Origin of the sequence: Cellulomonas endophytica (assembly GCF_004123805.1) — a bacterium.
Lineage (GTDB): Bacteria > Actinomycetota > Actinomycetes > Actinomycetales > Cellulomonadaceae > Cellulomonas > Cellulomonas endophytica.
Genome location: NZ_RWJX01000016.1, coordinates 47351 through 63877, shown reverse-complemented (window position 1 = coordinate 63877; position 16527 = coordinate 47351). Strand labels below are relative to the sequence as shown.

Sequence of the window (16527 nt, the reverse complement as noted above, 5' to 3'; positions counted from 1 at the left end):
GGGCGTCCGGGGGGTGCGGGTGCGGTCTCGGGCAGGGTCAGGCCGTGCGCGTGGCCCCGAGGGACACCTCGACGGGTCGCGCCGCCTCGATCTCGACCTTCGGCAGGTGCTTGGCGGGCAGCGTGAGCGGCCGCCAGGCCTCGCGCGTGGCCTCGAACTGCGTGATCTCGTCGGCGTGCTGGAGGGTCAGGCCGATGTCGTCGAGGCCCTCCATGAGGCGCCAGCGCGTGTAGTCGTCGACCGTGAACGGGACCGTCACGTCGTCGCAGACGACGAGGCGCGAGGCGAGGTCGACCGTCACCTCGGTGCCGGGGCGCTCCTCGAGCACCTTCCACAGCAGCTCGACGTCCTCCTGCGCGACCTGGCCCGCGAGCAGCCCCTGCTTGCCGGAGTTGCCGCGGAAGATGTCGGCGAAGCGGGGCGAGAGCACGACGCGGAAGCCGTAGTCCTTGAGGGCCCAGACCGCGTGCTCGCGGGAGGACCCCGTGCCGAAGTCGGGGCCGGCGACGAGCACGGAGCCCGCGGAGTAGGCGGGCTGGTTGAGGACGAAGGCGGGGTCGCCGCGCCACGCCGCGAACAGCGCGTCCTCGAACCCCGTGCGCGTCACGCGCTTGAGGTAGACGGCGGGGATGATCTGGTCGGTGTCGACGTTCGTGCGGCGCAGCGGGACGCCGACGCCGGTGTGGGTGCTGAACTTCTCCATGGCGGTGTCTCCCTCGGGTCCTGTGGTCCGGGCTCGGCGGCGGTCAGACCTGGACCGGCAGGGCCGGGTCCAGGGGCCGCAGCGGGCTGCCGTCGTAGCTCGCCGGGTCGGCGTCGGCGAGGCCGAGGTCGGCCACCGACGAGAGCGTCCCGCGGACCGCGGTCGCCGCGGCGACGAGCGGGGACACCAGGTGCGTGCGTCCGCCCTTGCCCTGCCGGCCCTCGAAGTTGCGGTTGGACGTGGAGGCCGCCCGCTCCCCCGGCGTCAGCTGGTCGGGGTTCATGCCCAGGCACATGGAGCACCCGGCGTTGCGCCACTCGGCGCCGAACTCCTTGAAGACCACGTCGAGGCCCTCGGCCTCGGCCTGGAGCCGCACCCGGGCGGAGGCGGGCACGACGAGCACGCGCACGTCCTCGGCCTTCTGGCGGCCGTGGAGCACCTTGGCGACGGAGCGCAGGTCCTCGATGCGGCCGTTCGTGCAGGAGCCGATGAAGACCGTGTCCACCTTGATGTCGCGCAGGGGCTGCCCGGGGGTCAGGCCCATGTACTCGATGGCGCGCTCGGCGGCCACGCGCTCGCCGGCGTCGGCGATCTGCTCGGGCACCGGCACCGTGGCGGACAGGGGCAGGCCCTGGCCCGGGTTGGTGCCCCACGTGACGAAGGGCTCGAGGTCCGAGGCGCGGAGCACGACCTCGGTGTCGAAGGTCGCGTCGTCGTCCGTGCGCAGCGTGCGCCAGTACTCGACGGCGGCCTCCCAGTCCGCGCCCTCGGGGGCGTGCGGGCGGCCCCGGAGGTACTCGAAGGTCGTCTCGTCGGGCGCGATCATGCCCGCGCGGGCCCCGGCCTCGATCGACATGTTGCAGATCGTCATCCGGGCCTCCATGGACAGTGCCCGGATGGCCTCGCCGCGGTACTCCAGGACGTAGCCCTGGCCGCCGCCGGTCCCGATCTTGGCGATGATCGCCAGGATGATGTCCTTGCTCGTCGTCCCGGGCGGGAGCGCCCCGTCGACGGTGATCGCCATGGTCCGGAACGGCGCGAGCGGCAGCGTCTGCGTGGCGAGCACGTGCTCGACCTCGGACGTGCCGATGCCGAACGCGAGCGCGCCGAACGCGCCGTGCGTCGAGGTGTGCGAGTCGCCGCAGACGACCGTCAGGCCCGGCATCGTCAGGCCGAGCTGCGGGCCGACCTGGTGGACGATGCCCTGGTCCGCGTCGCCGAGCGAGTGGATGCGGACGCCGAACTCGCGGGCGTTGTCCCGCAGCGTCTGGATCTGCGTCCGGCTCGTCGCGTCGGCGATGGGCCGGTCGATGTCGAGCGTCGGGGTGTTGTGGTCCTCCGTGGCGATCGTGAGGTCCGGGCGGCGCACGGGGCGGCCGGCGAGCCGGAGGCCCTCGAAGGCCTGCGGGCTCGTCACCTCGTGGACGAGGTGCAGGTCGATGTAGAGCAGGTCGGGAGCCCCGTCCGTGCCCCGGCGCACGACGTGCGCGTCCCAGACCTTCTCCGCGAGCGTGCGGCCCATGTGCTGCGTCCTTCTCTCTCGACTGCCTGCCGGACCCCGGCGCCTCCCCTCATCGGGTGGCTCCGGGCGATCGTGCGGGGGTGGAACTTGCGTCTCAGTCTGCAAGACCGTCAATATCGCCCTATGGACAACTCTAGCGGAGTCGGCGTGCTGGACAAGGCCGCCTCGGTCCTCAGCGCGCTCGAGGCCGGCCCCGCCACCCTCGCGCAGCTCGTGACCGCGACCCACCTGGCCCGGCCCACCGCCCATCGTCTCGCGGTCGCGCTCGAGCACCACCGTCTCGTGGCCCGGGACATGCAGGGCCGGTTCGTCCTCGGCCCCCGGCCTGTCGGAGCTCGCGACGGCGGCCGGGGAGGACCGCCTCCTGGCCGCGGCCGGCCCCGTGCTGGCGGCGCTGCGCGACCACACGGGCGAGAGCGCCCAGCTCTACCGCCGCCAGGGCGACCAGCGCATCTGCGTCGCCGCCGCCGAGCGGCCCGTCGGCCTGCGCGACTCCATCCCCGTCGGGGCGACGCTGACGATGCACGCGGGCTCCGCGGCCCAGATCCTCCTGGCCTGGGAGGAGCCCGACCGCCTGCACCGCGGCCTGCAGGGCGCGAAGTTCACCGCGACGATCCTGTCCGGCGTCCGGCGCCGCGGGTGGGCGCAGTCCGTCTCGGAGCGCGAGGTCGGCGTGGCGTCGGTCTCCGCCCCCGTCCGCGGACCCTCCGGGCGCGTCGTCGCGGCCGTGTCCGTCTCCGGGCCGCTGGAGCGCCTCTCGCGCCAGCCCGGCCGGCTGCACGCCTCCGCGGTGGTCTCCGCCGCCAACCGGCTCACGGAGGTCCTGCGCCGCTCCGGCGACTGAGACGAGGGGCCGCTCCGCGCCGCCCGGGCCGCCCGGGCCGCCCGGGCCGCCCGGGCCGCCCCGCTCCGGCGCGGACCGGTCTCTCGTCGAGGGCTGCGGAGCGCCGTCCCCGTGGACGACGAAGGCCCGGTCACCTGTGGTGACCGGGCCTTCGACCGTACCCCCGACCGGATTCGAACCGGCGCTACCGCCGTGAGAGGGCGGCGTGCTAGGCCGCTACACAACGGGGGCCTGTGCTCACGCTCCGGAGCCCGGGGCGCTTGCCGAGTGAGTACTGTACCCGATCCGGCGACCTGCTCCGAACCGGCCCGCCGTGCTCGCGCGGGCGCCGACCTGCGTCGACAGCTGGGGTACCAGGACTCGAACCTAGACTAAGTGAACCAGAATCACTCGTGCTGCCAATTACACCATACCCCAAGGTGTGTCAACCCCTTCGCCGCGGCCCCCGAGGGGGCCGTGCGGAGCAGCGCACGGGCGAGAACACTACCGGAGCCGCCGGGGTGCTCCAAACCGGCCACGGGCTCCGTCCGAGCCGTCAGCGGCCGGCCGGCAGGCCGAGGAGGGGCACGAGCGCCGCGAGCGAGGGCACCACGTGCGCACCGCCCCGGCGCACCCGCTCCGGGTCCTCCAGGTGCGGGCCGCCGCGCCGCTCCCCCGGCCGGTCGAGCCACACCCCGACGAGACCCGCCGCGACCGCGCCGAGGGCGTCGACGTCCGCCTCGTCGCCCACGTAGGCGGTGCGGGCCGGGTCCGTGCCGAGGCGGGCGCAGGCCTCGAGGAAGACGCGCGGGTCCGGCTTGCCGACGGCGCGCCCGTCGGGGCCGGCCAGGGTGTCCACGGCGACGAGGAGCGGCACGCGCGCCAGGCCGGCACGGGCGAGCTTGGCGGTCTGCAGCTGCGTGCCGGCGTTGGACAGGGCGCCGACAGGCACCCCCGCCGCCCCCAGGGCGTCGAGGAGGACGCCCGCGTCCGGGTGCGCGCGCCAGGCCCCCTCGAACGCGCCCCAGAACACGGTCAGCCAGTCCCGGTAGGCCGCCTCGTCCTCCACGGGCGGGCCGCCGAAGCGCGCGTGCAGCTCGGCCGCCCGGCGCCGGCGCTGCTCGTCGAAGCCGACGTCCCCGCGGGTGTAGGCGCGGTAGTGCCCGCCGGGGTCGGCGCGCCACAGGTCGAGGGCGGCCGCGCGGCCCGTCGCGTCGAGGTGCGGCATCCACCGCGCGCACACCGCGTCGACGGCCGCCCCGAAGGCGGCCCGCGTGTCGACGAGCGTGTCGTCGACGTCGAGCAGGACGCCCTCGACCCGTCCGGCGAGCGGAGCCCCCGTCGCCCCTGCGGGCGCGTCCGGCCCCGTCACGCCGTCACAGGGACGCGCGCAGGCGGGCGATCCGCGCCAGTGCGGCGTCGCGACCCAGGAGCTCGAGGGACTCGAACAGCGGCGGCGAGACGCGGCGGCCGGTCACCGCCACGCGCAGGGGCGTGTACGCGAAGCGGGGCTTGATGCCCAGGCCGTCGGGGCCGTCGACGAGCGCCGCCTGCAGCACCGCCTGCGTCGCGGCGGTCGTGAAGCCGTCGGCGGGCAGGGCCGCGAGGGCGGCGGTCGCGGCGTCGAGCACGTCGGCCGCCTCCGGGCGCAGCGCGGCGCGCGCGTCCTCGGCGACCACCACGTCCTCGTCGCCGACGAGGAGGAACCCGAGCATGCCCACGGCCTCGCCGAGGAGCGTCATGCGCTCCTGGACCAGGGGGGCGGCCGCGGTGAGGAGCTCGCGGTGGCGCGGCTCCAGGTCGGCGAAGGAGTCCGCCGGCACGAGGCCCGCGGCGTGCAGGTAGGGCACGAGGCGGTCGCGGAAGGCCTCCGCGGGCAGCAGCCGCACGTGCGCCGCGTTGATGGCCTCGGCCTTCTTGAGGTCGAAGCGGGCGGGGTTGGGGTTGACGTCCGCGACGTCGAACGCCGCCACCATCTCCTCCAGCGAGAACACGTCCCGGTCGGGCCCGATCGACCAGCCGAGCAGCGCCAGGTAGTTCAGCAGGCCCTCGGGCGTGAAGCCGCGGTCGCGGTGGAGGAAGAGGTTCGACTCCGGGTCGCGCTTCGAGAGCTTCTTGTTGCCCTCGCCCATGACGTACGGCAGGTGCCCGAAGACGGGCACCACCTCGGCCACGCCGATGTCGAGCAGCGCGCGGTACAGCGCCACCTGGCGGGGCGTCGAGGACAGCAGGTCCTCGCCCCGGAGCACGTGCGTGATGCCCATGAGGGCGTCGTCGACGGGGTTGACCAGCGTGTAGAGCGGCTGGCCGTTGGCGCGGACGATGACGTAGTCCGGCACGGACCCGGCCTTGAACGTCACCTCGCCGCGCACGAGGTCGAGGAAGGACACGTCGTCCTCGGGCATGCGCAGGCGCAGCACGGGCGAGCGCCCCTCGGCGCGGAAGGCCGCCACCTGCTCCTGCGTGAGGGTGCGGTCGAACCCGTCGTAGCCGAGCTTGGGGTCGCGGCCGGCGGCGCGGTGCCGGGCCTCGATCTCCTCCGGCGTCGACCACGACTCGTAGGCGTGGCCCGCCTCCACGAGCCGGCGCGCGACGTCCGCGTACAGGTCCATCCGCTGCGACTGCCGGTAGGGCTCGTGGGGCCCGCCGACCTCCACGCCCTCGTCCCAGTCGAGCCCGAGCCACCGCAGCGCGTCGAGCAGCTGCCGGTAGCTCTCCTCGGAGTCGCGGGCGGCGTCGGTGTCCTCCACGCGGAAGACGAAGGTGCCCCCGACGTGCCGCGCGTACGCCCAGTTGAACAGCGCCGTGCGGATGAGGCCGACGTGCGGCGTGCCCGTCGGCGAGGGGCAGAAGCGGACGCGGACGGCGGCGCCGGTCACGGCGCCGGCGCTCGCGAGGGCGGCGGCAGAGGGGGTGGAGGGCACCGCGTCAGCGTAGTGCGGACCGGCTGCGCACCTCGTCGACGCCGCGGTTGGCCAGGGCGTCGGCGGCCTCGTTGCCCGGGTCGCCGGCGTGCCCCTTGACCCACCGCCACGTGATGCGGTGGCGCGCCGTCTCGACGTCCAGCGCCTGCCACAGGTCCTGGTTCTTCACGGGCTTCTTGTCCGCGGTGCGCCACGCGTTGCGCTTCCACCCCGGCATCCACTTCTGCACGCCGTTCATGACGTACGTGGAGTCGACGTGCAGCGTCACGGCGCACGGGCGGGTCAGCGCGCGCAGCCCCTCGATGACCGCGGTGAGCTCCATGCGGTTGTTCGTCGTGACGGGCTCGCCGCCGAACAGCTCGCGCTCGTGCCCGCCCGAGCGCAGCAGCGCGCCCCAGCCGCCGACCCCCGGGTTGCCCTTGCAGGCCCCGTCCGTCCACATCTCGACGACCGCCGCGTCCGGCGCCACGACGCCCGCCGCCCCCACGGCGACGCCCGGCGCCCCCGCGCCCGGGACGTCAGCCACGGCGCAGGACCGGGTTGCGCAGGGTGCCGATGCCCTCGACCTCGCACTCGACGACGTCCCGGTCGACGATCGGGCCGACGCCGGCGGGCGTGCCCGTGAGGATCACGTCCCCGGGCAGGAGCGTGAACGCCTCGGAGATGTAGGAGATGAGGAACGCGGTGTCGAGGACCATGTCGGAGGTGCGCCCGTCCTGCCGCGTCTCGCCGTTGACGCGCGAGCGCACGGCGAGGTCCTCCACGTCGAGCCCCGGCACGACCCAGGGGCCGAGCGGGCAGGCCGAGTCGAAGCCCTTGGCGCGGGCCCACTGGGACTCCGCCTTCTGCACGTCGCGCGCGGTGACGTCGTTCGCCACGGTGAAGCCGAACACCTGGTCCAGCGCCCGCTCGGGGCTGACGTCCTTCGTCACCTTGCCGATGACGACGGCGAGCTCGGCCTCGTAGGACACCTCGCGGGTCCAGTCCGGCAGCACGATGGGGTCGTCCGGCCCGACGACGGACGTGTTCGGCTTGAAGAACAGCAGCGGGGTCGTCGGGACCTCGTTGCCCATCTCGCGGGCGTGGTCGGCGTAGTTGCGCCCCACCGCCACGATCTTCGAGCGCGGGATCACCGGCGCCAGCAGGCGGACCCCGTCGTCGTCGAGCCGGACCCGCTCGCCCGTCTCCTGGATCGGGGTGTAGATCGGGTCGCCCGACAGGACGACGAGGTCGGCCGTGCCGGCCTCCACGTCCCCGTCGACGACGGCGTAGCGGGGGTCTCCTCCGGTGGTGAACCTGGCGATGCGCACGCGCCAGAGCCTAGGCGAGCGGCGGCCGCCTCTCCGCTCAGCCGGCCAGGGCGGCGCGCAGGAACGCGATGTCCTCCGCCTGCCCCTCGCCCGGCGTCTCGACGACGACGTCGCACCCCGCCTCGCGCACGACGTGCGCGAGCAGCTCCGGCGGGATGGTGCCGGTGGCGAAGTTCGCGTGGCGGTCGCGGCCTGAGCCGTGCGGGTCGCGCGAGCTGTTGCCGTGCACGAGGTCGATCCGGCCCGTCACGGCCCGGACCCGCTCGACGAGCGTCTCCAGGTCCTCCCCCGAGGCCCAGGCGTGGCACGTGTCGAGGCAGAGACCGACCTCGAAGCCGCCGATGACGTCCCAGAGCATCGCGAGGCGGTCGACGCCCTTGGCGCACGCGTTCTCGCCGCCGGCCGTGTTCTCGACGAGGACCGTGACGGGGTACGTGGCGCGCTCGAGGGTCTTGCGCCAGTTGTCGAGGCCGACCGCGATGTCGTCCCCGTCCCCCACGTGCCCGCCGTGCACGACGAGGCCGCGCGCCCCCAGGGCCGCGGCGGCGGCGGCGTGCTGGGCGATCATGTTCCGGCTGGGGATGCGGATGCGGTTGTTCGTCGACGCGACGTTCACGAGGTAGGGCGCGTGGGCGTAGAGGCCCAGCCCCGAGGACGTCAGCGCCTCCGCGTCCGCCCGCGGCTGGGGCTTCTTCCACCCCTGGGGGTCGGCGAGGAAGACCTGGACGGCCTCCGCACCGACCGCGGCGGCGGCGGCGACGGGGTCGTCGTCGCGGACATGGGCTCCGATCAGCGGCACGCGGCCAGGCTAGACCGGACCGCCGACGCGGGCGGCCGGTCCCGCCCGACGGGCCGTGCCGTGCGCTCAGACGCGGGCGAGGACCTCGCCGTGCAGGATCGCGAACCAGCCGTCGCGCTCCTGCCCCCAGTCGCGCCAGGCGTCGGCGAGCAGCTCGAGGCCGACCTCGTCGGCCAGGCCGTACTCGAGCGCCTGCGCCGCGAAGTCGGAGGCCACCGCCCGGTCGGCCCAGAGCCCGGACCACCACGCCCGCTCCTCGGGGCTGGCGTAGCACCAGACGCCCGCGCTCGCGAGGACCCCGTCCGGGTCGAAGCCGGCCTCCTGCACCCACGACAGCAGCTTGCGGCCCGCGTCCGCGTCGGCCTTGTTGGCCTCCGTCACCTCGTGGTAGAGCGCCATCCACTCGTCGAGCCCCGGCGAGGCGGGGTACCAGGTCATCCCGGAGTAGTCCGCGTCGCGCACCGCGACCCAGCCCCCGGGCCGGGCGACGCGGCGCATCTCCCGCAGGGCCGCCACCGGGTCCGTGAGGTGCTGGAGCAGCTGGTGCGCGTGCACCACGTCGAAGCTCGCGTCGGGGAACGGCAGGGCGTAGGCGTCGGCGACGGAGAAGGAGGCGTTGTCCCGGCCCGCGTCGGCGGCGGTGGCCCGCGCGGCCTCGACGACGGCGGCGCTCGTGTCCACGCCGACGACCTCCCCCACCCGGCCGGCGAGGTCGACGCTCACCGTGCCGGGCCCGCAGCCGACGTCGAGCAGGCGGTGGTGCGGCTCGAGGACGGGCAGGAGGTACGCGGCGGAGTTCTCGGCGGTCCGGCGGCGGTGCGCGCGCAGCACGCTCTCGTGGTGGCCGTGCGTGTACACGTCGGAGCGCGCCGGCAGCACGGGGATGGTCGTCACCCCCGGAGCGTAGGTCGCCCCCCGTGGGTCGGTTCAAGCCTCGGGACAGGTCTTCCCGCCATGCGAGACGCCGCGCGGGAGACGGGCGGCCCCGGCAGCCGGTGGCACAGGCGCGTCGGCCTACAGTGCGCCATGGCCGCGCACCCCTCCGCCGCGCCCGCGCCCGGGCCCGCCCCCCGGCCCGTTCCCCCGTCGGCCCCGGCCCCCGCCGCTGGCCGGTCCGACGACGCGCCCGGCCGCCGCCGGCTCGTCGGAATCGACCTCGCCCGGGGCGTCGCCGTCCTCGGCATGGTCACCGCCCACGTCGGGCCCGACGAGGGACGCGTCCTGCCGCGGCTGCTCGAGGTCGCGGACGGCCGCTCCGCCGCCCTGTTCGTCGTGCTCGCCGGGGTCGGGCTGGCGCTCCTGTCCGGGGGCGACCGCCCCGCGACGGGCGTCGACCTCGTCAGGGCCCGGGTGCGCGTCCTGGCGCGGGCGGCGCTGCTCGTGCCGCTCGGCGCGCTGCTCGCGCTGCTCGGCACGCCCGTCGTCGTGATCCTCCTCACCTACGGGGCGCTGTTCGTCGTCGGGGCGGCGGCGCTGCGCCTGCCCCGCGTCGCGCTGCTCGTGCTGGCGGGTGCGGCGGCGCTGGGCGGGCCGGTGCTGCACGCCCTGCTCGCGCCGCTGTCCGACGCCACGGGCTCGCCGGAGACGCTGTGGGACGTCCTCGTCGGCCCGTACTACCCGGCGGTGGTCTGGGTGGCGTACCTGCTCGTCGGCCTCGCGCTCGGCCGGGGCGACCTGCGGTCCCCCGGGACCCGGGGCCGGCTGGCGCTCCTCGGGGCCGGGCTCGTCGTGCTCGGGCACGGCGGGTCGTGGGTCGCGGAGCACGTCCTGGGCCTGCCCGGGGTGCTCGTCACGACGGAGCCCCACTCCGCGACGACCTTCGAGGTCGTCGGCAACACGGGCAGCGCCCTCCTCGTGCTCGCCGCCTGCCTCGTCGTGGCGGAACGGCTGCCACGTCCGGTGGCGCCCGTGGTCGCGACCGGCGCCCTGTCCCTCACGGCCTACAGCGGGCACCTCGTCGTCCTCGCCCTGCTCGGGACGGACGCGGTCTGGGACCCCACCACCGGCACCTGGCTGGCCCTCGCGCTCGGCGTCGTCCTCGTCTGCTGGGCGTGGCACGCGGCGCTCGGCCGGGGGCCCCTGGAGGCGCTGCTGCACCGGGTGTCGCTGCGGGCGGCCGACGTGACCGACCGGCGCGGCCCGCGGACCCCCGCCCCGCTGCCTACCCTGGAGCGGTGAACCCGTCCACCGTCGTCGACGCGCCCCCGCGGGCGGTCGACGAGGCGCCGGCCGGGGCGCTGCTGGCGCCCGAGGACTGGCGCCCGCGGGCCGCGCGCCACGCCGAGCGCGCCGACCGCGCGACGGCCGCCCACCGCGCCCGGCGCGCCGCGGGCGAGCGGCACGCGGTCGAGGACTTCCTCTACGAGTACTACCCGACCCGTCCCGCCGGGCTGCGCCGGTGGCACCCCGGGGCGGGCGTCACGCTCGCCGCCGGGCCCGGTCCCGACGGGGTCCCGCCGCTCGCGGACGCCCGCTGGTACCGGCAGGACGCCGACGGCGCCGTCGCGCTCGACCTGGCGGCGTTCCGCGCCGACCGCGGCGAGGGCGTGGCCTTCGTCGCCCGGCTCCTGGCCGCGACCGCCGCGCGGCCCGCCCTGCTCGGGTGCTTCGGGCTGCACGAGTGGGCGATGGTGTACCGCGACCGCGGGGCGCTGCGGCACCCGCTCCCCCTGCGGCTCGGCCCCGAGGGCACCGACGCCGTCGTCGAGGGCCAGCGGCTGCGGTGCACCCACGCCGACGCCTTCCGCTTCTTCACACCCGAGGCCGTGCCGCGCAACGCGCTGCGGCCCACGCGCGCGGAGCAGGTCGCCCTCGAGCAGCCCGGCTGCCTGCACGCCGGGATGGACCTGCTCAAGTGGGCCCTCAAGCTCGGCCCCGCCGCGCCCGGCGAGCTCCTGCTCGACTGCTTCGACCTCGCCCGCGACGTGCGCGTCCTCGACATGCGCGCCTCGCCGTACGACGTCTCGTCGTACGGCCTGGCACCCGTGGCGGTCGAGACGCCGGACGGGCGGGCGGAGTACGTCCGCCAGCAGCGCGGGTTCGCCGACCGGGCCGCCGCGCTCCGCGTGCGGCTCCTGGCGGTCTGCGCGCGCGTCCTGCCCGACGAGGTACCGGGCCCGGGCACGGCGACGGCCCCGCCGGGGGCCTGAGCCGCCCGACGGGGCCGTGCCCCCGAGCCCGCGAGCCCGCGCGCGGCGTCAGCCCGCGAGCGCCGAGGGCCGCAGGAGCACCTTCGTCCAGCCGTCCTCGCGGGCGTCGAACCGCTCGTAGCCCTGGACCGCCTCGTCGAGCCCGAGCTCGTGGGAGACGATGAACGACGGGCGGGCGCGGCCGGCGACGATGAGGTCCCGCAGCTGCCGGTTGTAGCGCATGACCGGCGCCTGGCCCGTGCCCATGCGCTGGCCCTTCGTGAAGAAGGTGCCGTAGTCGAAGCCGACGCGACCCTGCTGCGCCCCCTCGTCCTGCGCCCCCGGGTCCTCCGGTACGTACACGCCCACGACCCCGATGCCGCCCGTCGTCCGCACGACCTGCACGAGGTTGTCCAGGACGAGCTCGGGGTGCTCCTCGCCCGACGCGTCGTGCGCCTGGTACCCGACGGCCTCGACGCCGGAGTCGACCCCGCGCCCCTGCGTCGCCTCCGTGATCTGCTCGACGGGGTCCCCCGCCGACAGGTCGACCGCGACCGCGCCGATGCTCTCCGCGAGGCGGAGGCGGTCGGGCTCCTTGTCGACGACGAACACCCGCGCCGCGCCCTTGAGCAGCGCGCTGTGCGCCGCCATGAGGCCCACCGGTCCCGCCCCGAACACCGCGACGTCGTGCCCGGGGGCGACGCCGGCCAGCTCCGTGCCGTGCCAGCCCGTCGGGAAGATGTCGGACAGCATCGTGAAGTCGTTCTCGTGCTCCGTGCCCGGGGGCAGCTCGAGCAGGTTGACGTCGGCGAAGGGCACGCGCAGGTACTCGGCCTGGCCGCCGGCGTACGGGCCCATGTTGGCGTAGCCGTAGGCCGCGCCGTCCATGCCCTCCGTGGGGTTCGTGCGGGTGCAGAAGGACGTCCATCCCTGCAGGCAGTTGCGGCACGTGCCGCAGGCGATGTTGAACGGCACCGACACGCGGTCGCCGACCCGGACGCGCGTGACGCCGGGGCCGACCTCCTCGACGACGCCCATGTTCTCGTGGCCGAGGACCTTGCCCTCCTCCACGCTCGTCCGACCCTCGTACATGTGCAGGTCGGACCCGCAGATGTTCGTCGTGGTGATCCGGACGACGGCGTCCCCCGGCGCCTCGATGCGGGCGTCCGGGACGTCCGTCACCTCGACCTGTCGCGGACCGCGGTAGACCACTGCGCGCATGCTGGTTCCCCTCTCGTGCCCGGGCGGGCGGTGTGCCCGCCGCGGGCGCCGGTGCGGCGTCGTGCGCCTCGCGTCTCGGGCGCCGTGCGGCGGGGTCTCGCCCCCACTGTGGTCACACCCGTCGCGGCCGCGCATCCGGGGGGCGCGTCCCGCGGGCCCGGGCCGGGTGCCGCTCTCAGGCGGCGTGCGGGAGCGGGGTCGCCGGCCGGGGCACGTCGCCCTGCGCCGCGAGGAGCCAGCGGATGGCCCGGGTGCCCACGTGACCGGCGGCGAGCCCGGCGGCCCGGCCGACCCGTCCGGGCCGCGCCACGTCGAGGTCGGCGAGCGCCCAGACCGGCAGGGACCCCAGCGCCGCGCGCACGAGCAGGCCGTAGCCCGGCCGCAGCGGCACGGGGATGGGCGGCTCGTGCAGGAGGAACCGTGCCGCCTCGCGGGCGGCGTCGGTCGCCCCCAGCGCGGGGCGGAACTCCTCCAGCGCGTCGGCGAGCTCGGCGACGGAGCCGGGGACGCGGGTGGCGCCGAGGGAGCGCGCCACCCGCCCCGCCTGGAGGACGTACGCGTCGGCACCCGCCTCGTCGAGCGGCCGCACGCCGAAGGCCTGGTGCGCGCGCAGGAAGCTGTCGACCTCCGCGACGTGCACCCACCGCAGCAGGTCCGGGTCGTCCGCGCGGTAGCGGTCCCCGGCGGGCGTGCGGCCCGCGATCCGGCCGTGGATGCGGCGGACGGTGTCGACCGCGGCCTGGGCGTCGTCGGCGGTGCCGAACGTCGTCACCGCGAGGAACGTGCTCGTGCGGGCCAGGCGCCCCCACGGGTCTCCGCGGTAGCCGGAGTGGTCGGCCACCGCGCTCATGGCGCCGGGGTGCAGCGACTGCAGCAGCAGCGCGCGCAGACCGCCGACGAACATCGAGGCGTCGCCGTGGACGACCTGGATCGGGGAGCCCGCCTCGAACCACCGTGGCCCCGGTGTGGCGTGGATCCGGTGCCGGTTCTCCGCGCCGTCGGGGCCCGCCACCCGCTCGAACAGCACGGTGCCGGCGCGGCGGCGCACGGCGGCCAGGTCGGGCAGGCGGGAGAGGGTGCTCACCCTGGGCATCCTCCGGCACGCCCGGGACGGCCACCGGGCGCGCGTGCCCGGCCCTCAGGGCCGCCACAGGCCGGCGGGGGGGGCCGTCGCCGCGCGCCACGGGGTCCTCGCCCGCGTCCGGAGGGTCCGCGGGGCCGCCGACCGCGCCACGCCTGGGAGGATCGACCCCGTGACCACCTCCGAGGCCGCCCCGGCCGCGTCCGCCGCCGCGCGGGCCGCGACACCCGCCGGCCCGCCCGTCCCCACGCTGGCGACGCGCGTCCCGGCCGACCCGCACGACCCCGACGCGCTGTACGCGGCCTTCGTCGGCTGGGCGGCGGACCGCGGGCTGACGCTGTACCCGCACCAGGAGGAGGCGCTCCTCGAGCTCGTCACCGGGGCCCACGTGGTCGTGAGCACCCCGACGGGGTCGGGCAAGTCGCTCATCGCCGCCGCGGCCCACTTCACCGCCTTCGCGCAGGGCCGCCGGACCGTCTACACCGCACCGCTCAAGGCGCTCGTCAGCGAGAAGTTCTTCGACCTCGTGCACGCCTTCGGCGCGGAGCACGTCGGCATGATGACGGGCGACAGCGCGGTGAACGCGGACGCCCCGATCCTGTGCTGCACGGCGGAGATCCTCGCCAACCTCGCCCTGCGCGAGGGCGCCGGCAGCGACGTGGGCCAGGTCGTCATGGACGAGTTCCACTTCTACGCCGACCCCCAGCGCGGCTGGGCGTGGCAGGTGCCGCTCCTGGAGCTCACGCGCACCCAGCACGTCCTCCTGTCCGCGACGCTCGGGGACGTCCGGTTCTTCGTCGAGGACCTCGAGCGCCGGACGGGCCGCGACGTCGCGGTCGTCGCGGACGCCGAGCGCCCCGTCCCGCTCACCTTCGCCTACGGCCTCGAGCCCCTGCACGAGCTCCTCGACGAGCTCGTCACCACGCACCGCTCCCCCGCCTACGTCGTGCACTTCACGCAGAAGGACGCGGTGGAGCGCGCGCAGTCGCTGCTCTCGACGCCGCTGGCCTCCCGGGAGCAGCGCGACCGCATCGCCGACGAGCTCGGCGCGTTCCGCTTCGGCCCCGGGTTCGGCAAGACCCTCTCGCGCCTCCTGCGGCACGGCGTCGGCGTGCACCACGCGGGGATGCTGCCGCGCTACCGGCGGGTCGTCGAGCGCCTCACGCAGCGCGGCCTGCTCCCGGTGGTGTGCGGCACGGACACCCTCGGCGTCGGCATCAACGTGCCCATCCGCACCGTCGTGCTCACCTCCCTCGTCAAGTACGACGGCCAGCGGATGCGCCACCTCAGCGCCCGGGAGTTCCACCAGATCGCCGGCCGCGCGGGCCGTGCCGGGTTCGACACGCTCGGCGAGGTCGTCGTCATGGCGCCCGAGCACGTCATCGAGAACCGGCGGGCGCTGGCGAAGGCGGGCGACGACCCGAAGAAGGTCCGCAAGATCGTCCGCAAGCAGGCGCCGGCCGGGCACGTGAACTGGACGGACAAGACGTTCGAGCGCCTGCGCGACGCCCCGCCCGAGCCGCTCGCCTCGAGCTTCCGCGTCAGCCACGCGATGGTGCTCAACGTGCTCTCGCGCCCGGGCGACCCCGTCGCCGCCATGACGCACCTGCTGCTCGACAACCACGAGCCGCCGGCGGCGCGGGGCCGGCACGTGCGCCGGGCCGTCGAGATCTACCGGTCCCTGCGGGCGGCCGGCGTCGTCGAGCGGGTCTGGGTCGACGACCCCGACGCCCCGCGCGGCCGCCGCCGCACCGTCCGGCTCACCCAGGACGTGCCGGCCACGTTCGCGCTCAACCAGGCGCTGTCGCCGTTCGCCTACGCGGCGCTGGACCTGCTCGACCCCGAGGACCCGGGCTACGCGCACGACGTGGTGTCGGTCATCGAGGCCACGCTCGACGACCCCCGCCAGGTGCTCGCGGCGCAGGAGAACCGGGCGCGGGGCGAGGCCGTCGCCGCCATGAAGGCCGAGGGCATCGAGTACGAGGAGCGCATGGCGCTGCTCGAGGACGTCTCGTACCCCAAGCCCCTGGCGGAGCCCCTCGAGGCCGCCTTCGCGACCTACCGCACGACGAACCCCTGGGTCGCCGACCTCGTCCTGTCGCCGAAGTCCGTGGTGCGCGAGATGCACGAGAAGGCCATGACCTTCCCCGAGTACGTGTCGGCGTACGCCCTCGACCGCACGGAGGGCGTCCTGCTGCGGTACCTCGCGGACGCCGTCCGGGCGCTGCGCCAGACCGTCCCCGCGGAGCGCCGGACGGAGGACCTGGCGGAGCTGCTCGAGTGGCTGCGCGACCTCGTCCGGCGCACGGACTCCAGCCTCCTCGACGAGTGGGAGCGCCTGGCGAACCCCCTCGACGAGCCCGGGGCCGACGCCCCCGGCGGGACGGACGAGGACCGGCCCGAGCCGCTGTCCGCCACCCCCCGGGTGCTGCGGGCGCTCGTGCGCGGCGCGATGTTCCGCCGGGTGGAGCTCGCCGCCCGCGAGCGGTGGGGCGCGCTCGCCGCGCTCGGCGACCTCGACGAGGACGGCGCGCCCTGGGACGCCGACCGCTGGCACGGCGCGCTCGACCCGTTCTGGGACGACCACGACGAGGTGCTCGTCGGCGCCGCGGCCCGCGGGCCGGCCCTGTTCACCGTCACGCCCGAGCACGGCCCCGGCGGCGCCGAGGTGCGCTGGCGCGTCCGGCAGACCCTCGACGACCCCGCGGGCGACCACGACTGGCGGATCGACGCCGTCGTCGACCTGGCCGCCACGGACGAGGCCGGCGAGGTGCGTCTGCGCGTGACGGCGGTCGGCCCGCTCTGACGGCGGAGGACCCCGCGTCCCGGACGGGCGGACGGCGGGACCCGACGACGGTCGGTGCACCGCAGGTGACGGGTCCGGCGTGACGGCAACCGCTCTCCTCTCAGGAGAGCGGTTGCCGCGTCCCCGTCCGCTGGACAACGGTTTCGACATCGTTTTCACTTCGGTTCGTCCACCGCGTGGAGGAAACGGGCGACGTGGCCCGGCGCGCGG

13 protein-coding genes, 2 tRNA genes and 1 pseudogene are annotated in these 16527 nt (G+C 75.9%); 4 read left to right on the top strand and 12 right to left on the bottom strand.

Annotated features, from left to right (window positions below):
- Positions 1-37: 37 nt before the first annotated feature.
- Positions 38-703 (bottom strand): 3-isopropylmalate dehydratase small subunit, encoded by a 666-nt coding sequence (leuD, locus tag EJA20_RS07075; RefSeq protein ID WP_129337454.1) that lies wholly within the window; start codon positions 701-703, stop codon positions 38-40.
- A 43-nt stretch (positions 704-746) separates the two neighbouring features.
- On the bottom strand, positions 747-2225 hold the full coding sequence (leuC, locus tag EJA20_RS07070) for a 3-isopropylmalate dehydratase large subunit (protein WP_129337453.1): 1479 nt from the start codon (positions 2223-2225) through the stop codon (positions 747-749).
- Between the two features lie 123 nt (positions 2226-2348).
- On the opposite strand from leuC, the pseudogene EJA20_RS07065 reads away from it, so the two are divergent.
- Positions 2349-3069, top strand: a pseudogene (locus EJA20_RS07065) (IclR family transcriptional regulator).
- A gap of 158 nt (positions 3070-3227) precedes the next feature.
- Here EJA20_RS07065 and EJA20_RS07060 read toward each other — a convergent pair.
- The 8 genes from EJA20_RS07060 to EJA20_RS07025 all read right to left on the bottom strand — a co-directional run bounded on the left by EJA20_RS07060 (position 3228) and on the right by EJA20_RS07025 (position 8975).
- Positions 3228-3300 (bottom strand) — tRNA-Glu (locus EJA20_RS07060).
- Between the two features lie 114 nt (positions 3301-3414).
- Positions 3415-3486 (bottom strand) — tRNA-Gln (locus EJA20_RS07055).
- A 118-nt stretch (positions 3487-3604) separates the two neighbouring features.
- Complete coding sequence (locus EJA20_RS07050; protein WP_129337452.1) at positions 3605-4420, bottom strand: HAD family hydrolase; 816 nt, start codon at positions 4418-4420, stop codon at positions 3605-3607.
- A 4-nt stretch (positions 4421-4424) separates the two neighbouring features.
- Positions 4425-5972, bottom strand: coding sequence for a glutamate--tRNA ligase (gene gltX, locus EJA20_RS07045; protein WP_240675149.1), 1548 nt, complete (start codon positions 5970-5972; stop codon positions 4425-4427).
- A 4-nt stretch (positions 5973-5976) separates the two neighbouring features.
- Positions 5977-6414 carry a ribonuclease HI gene (gene rnhA, locus EJA20_RS07040; RefSeq protein ID WP_129337470.1) on the bottom strand — a complete coding sequence of 146 codons (438 nt, stop codon included), beginning with the start codon at positions 6412-6414 and terminating at the stop codon, positions 5977-5979.
- A gap of 76 nt (positions 6415-6490) precedes the next feature.
- Positions 6491-7282, bottom strand: a complete 792-nt coding sequence (locus tag EJA20_RS07035; RefSeq protein WP_129337451.1) for a fumarylacetoacetate hydrolase family protein — start codon at positions 7280-7282, stop codon at positions 6491-6493.
- Between the two features lie 37 nt (positions 7283-7319).
- Positions 7320-8081, bottom strand: a complete 762-nt coding sequence (locus EJA20_RS07030) for a deoxyribonuclease IV (protein ID WP_129337450.1) — start codon at positions 8079-8081, stop codon at positions 7320-7322.
- Positions 8082-8147: 66 nt separating this feature from the next.
- On the bottom strand, positions 8148-8975 hold the full coding sequence (locus tag EJA20_RS07025; protein ID WP_240675145.1) for a methyltransferase domain-containing protein: 828 nt from the start codon (positions 8973-8975) through the stop codon (positions 8148-8150).
- Between the two features lie 132 nt (positions 8976-9107).
- Between EJA20_RS07025 and EJA20_RS07020 the strand changes: the two genes are divergently transcribed.
- Both EJA20_RS07020 and EJA20_RS07015 read left to right on the top strand, forming a co-directional pair.
- Positions 9108-10259, top strand: a complete 1152-nt coding sequence (locus tag EJA20_RS07020) for a heparan-alpha-glucosaminide N-acetyltransferase domain-containing protein (RefSeq protein WP_129337449.1) — start codon at positions 9108-9110, stop codon at positions 10257-10259.
- A gap of 59 nt (positions 10260-10318) precedes the next feature.
- Positions 10319-11230 carry a 3-methyladenine DNA glycosylase gene (locus EJA20_RS07015; RefSeq protein WP_129337468.1) on the top strand — a complete coding sequence of 304 codons (912 nt, stop codon included), beginning with the start codon at positions 10319-10321 and terminating at the stop codon, positions 11228-11230.
- Positions 11231-11278: 48 nt separating this feature from the next.
- Here the strand turns inward: EJA20_RS07015 and EJA20_RS07010 are convergent, their stop codons facing one another.
- Both EJA20_RS07010 and EJA20_RS07005 read right to left on the bottom strand, forming a co-directional pair.
- Entirely contained in the window at positions 11279-12430 is a 1152-nt protein-coding gene (locus EJA20_RS07010; RefSeq protein WP_129337448.1) for a glutathione-independent formaldehyde dehydrogenase, read from the bottom strand.
- A gap of 175 nt (positions 12431-12605) precedes the next feature.
- A complete protein-coding gene (locus EJA20_RS07005) occupies positions 12606-13514 on the bottom strand; it encodes an oxygenase MpaB family protein (protein WP_240675143.1) in 909 nt (302 codons plus the stop codon).
- A 247-nt stretch (positions 13515-13761) separates the two neighbouring features.
- Here EJA20_RS07005 and EJA20_RS07000 point away from each other — a divergent pair, with 247 nt between their 5' ends.
- Positions 13762-16317 carry a DEAD/DEAH box helicase gene (locus tag EJA20_RS07000; RefSeq protein WP_129337467.1) on the top strand — a complete coding sequence of 852 codons (2556 nt, stop codon included), beginning with the start codon at positions 13762-13764 and terminating at the stop codon, positions 16315-16317.
- Positions 16318-16527 lie beyond the last annotated feature (210 nt).

Bases quoted from the DNA above. Each gene is read 5' to 3' on its own strand.
- leuD (WP_129337454.1), bottom strand. From the start codon at position 703: ATGGAGAAGTTCAGCACCCACACCGGCGTCGGCGTCCCGCTGCGCCGC.
- leuC (WP_129337453.1), bottom strand. From the start codon at position 2,225: ATGGGCCGCACGCTCGCGGAGAAGGTCTGGGACGCGCACGTCGTGCGC.
- rnhA (WP_129337470.1), bottom strand. From the start codon at position 6,414: ATGTGGACGGACGGGGCCTGCAAGGGCAACCCGGGGGTCGGCGGCTGG.
- EJA20_RS07020 (WP_129337449.1), top strand. From the start codon at position 9,108: ATGGCCGCGCACCCCTCCGCCGCGCCCGCGCCCGGGCCCGCCCCCCGG.
- EJA20_RS07010 (WP_129337448.1), bottom strand. From the start codon at position 12,430: ATGCGCGCAGTGGTCTACCGCGGTCCGCGACAGGTCGAGGTGACGGAC.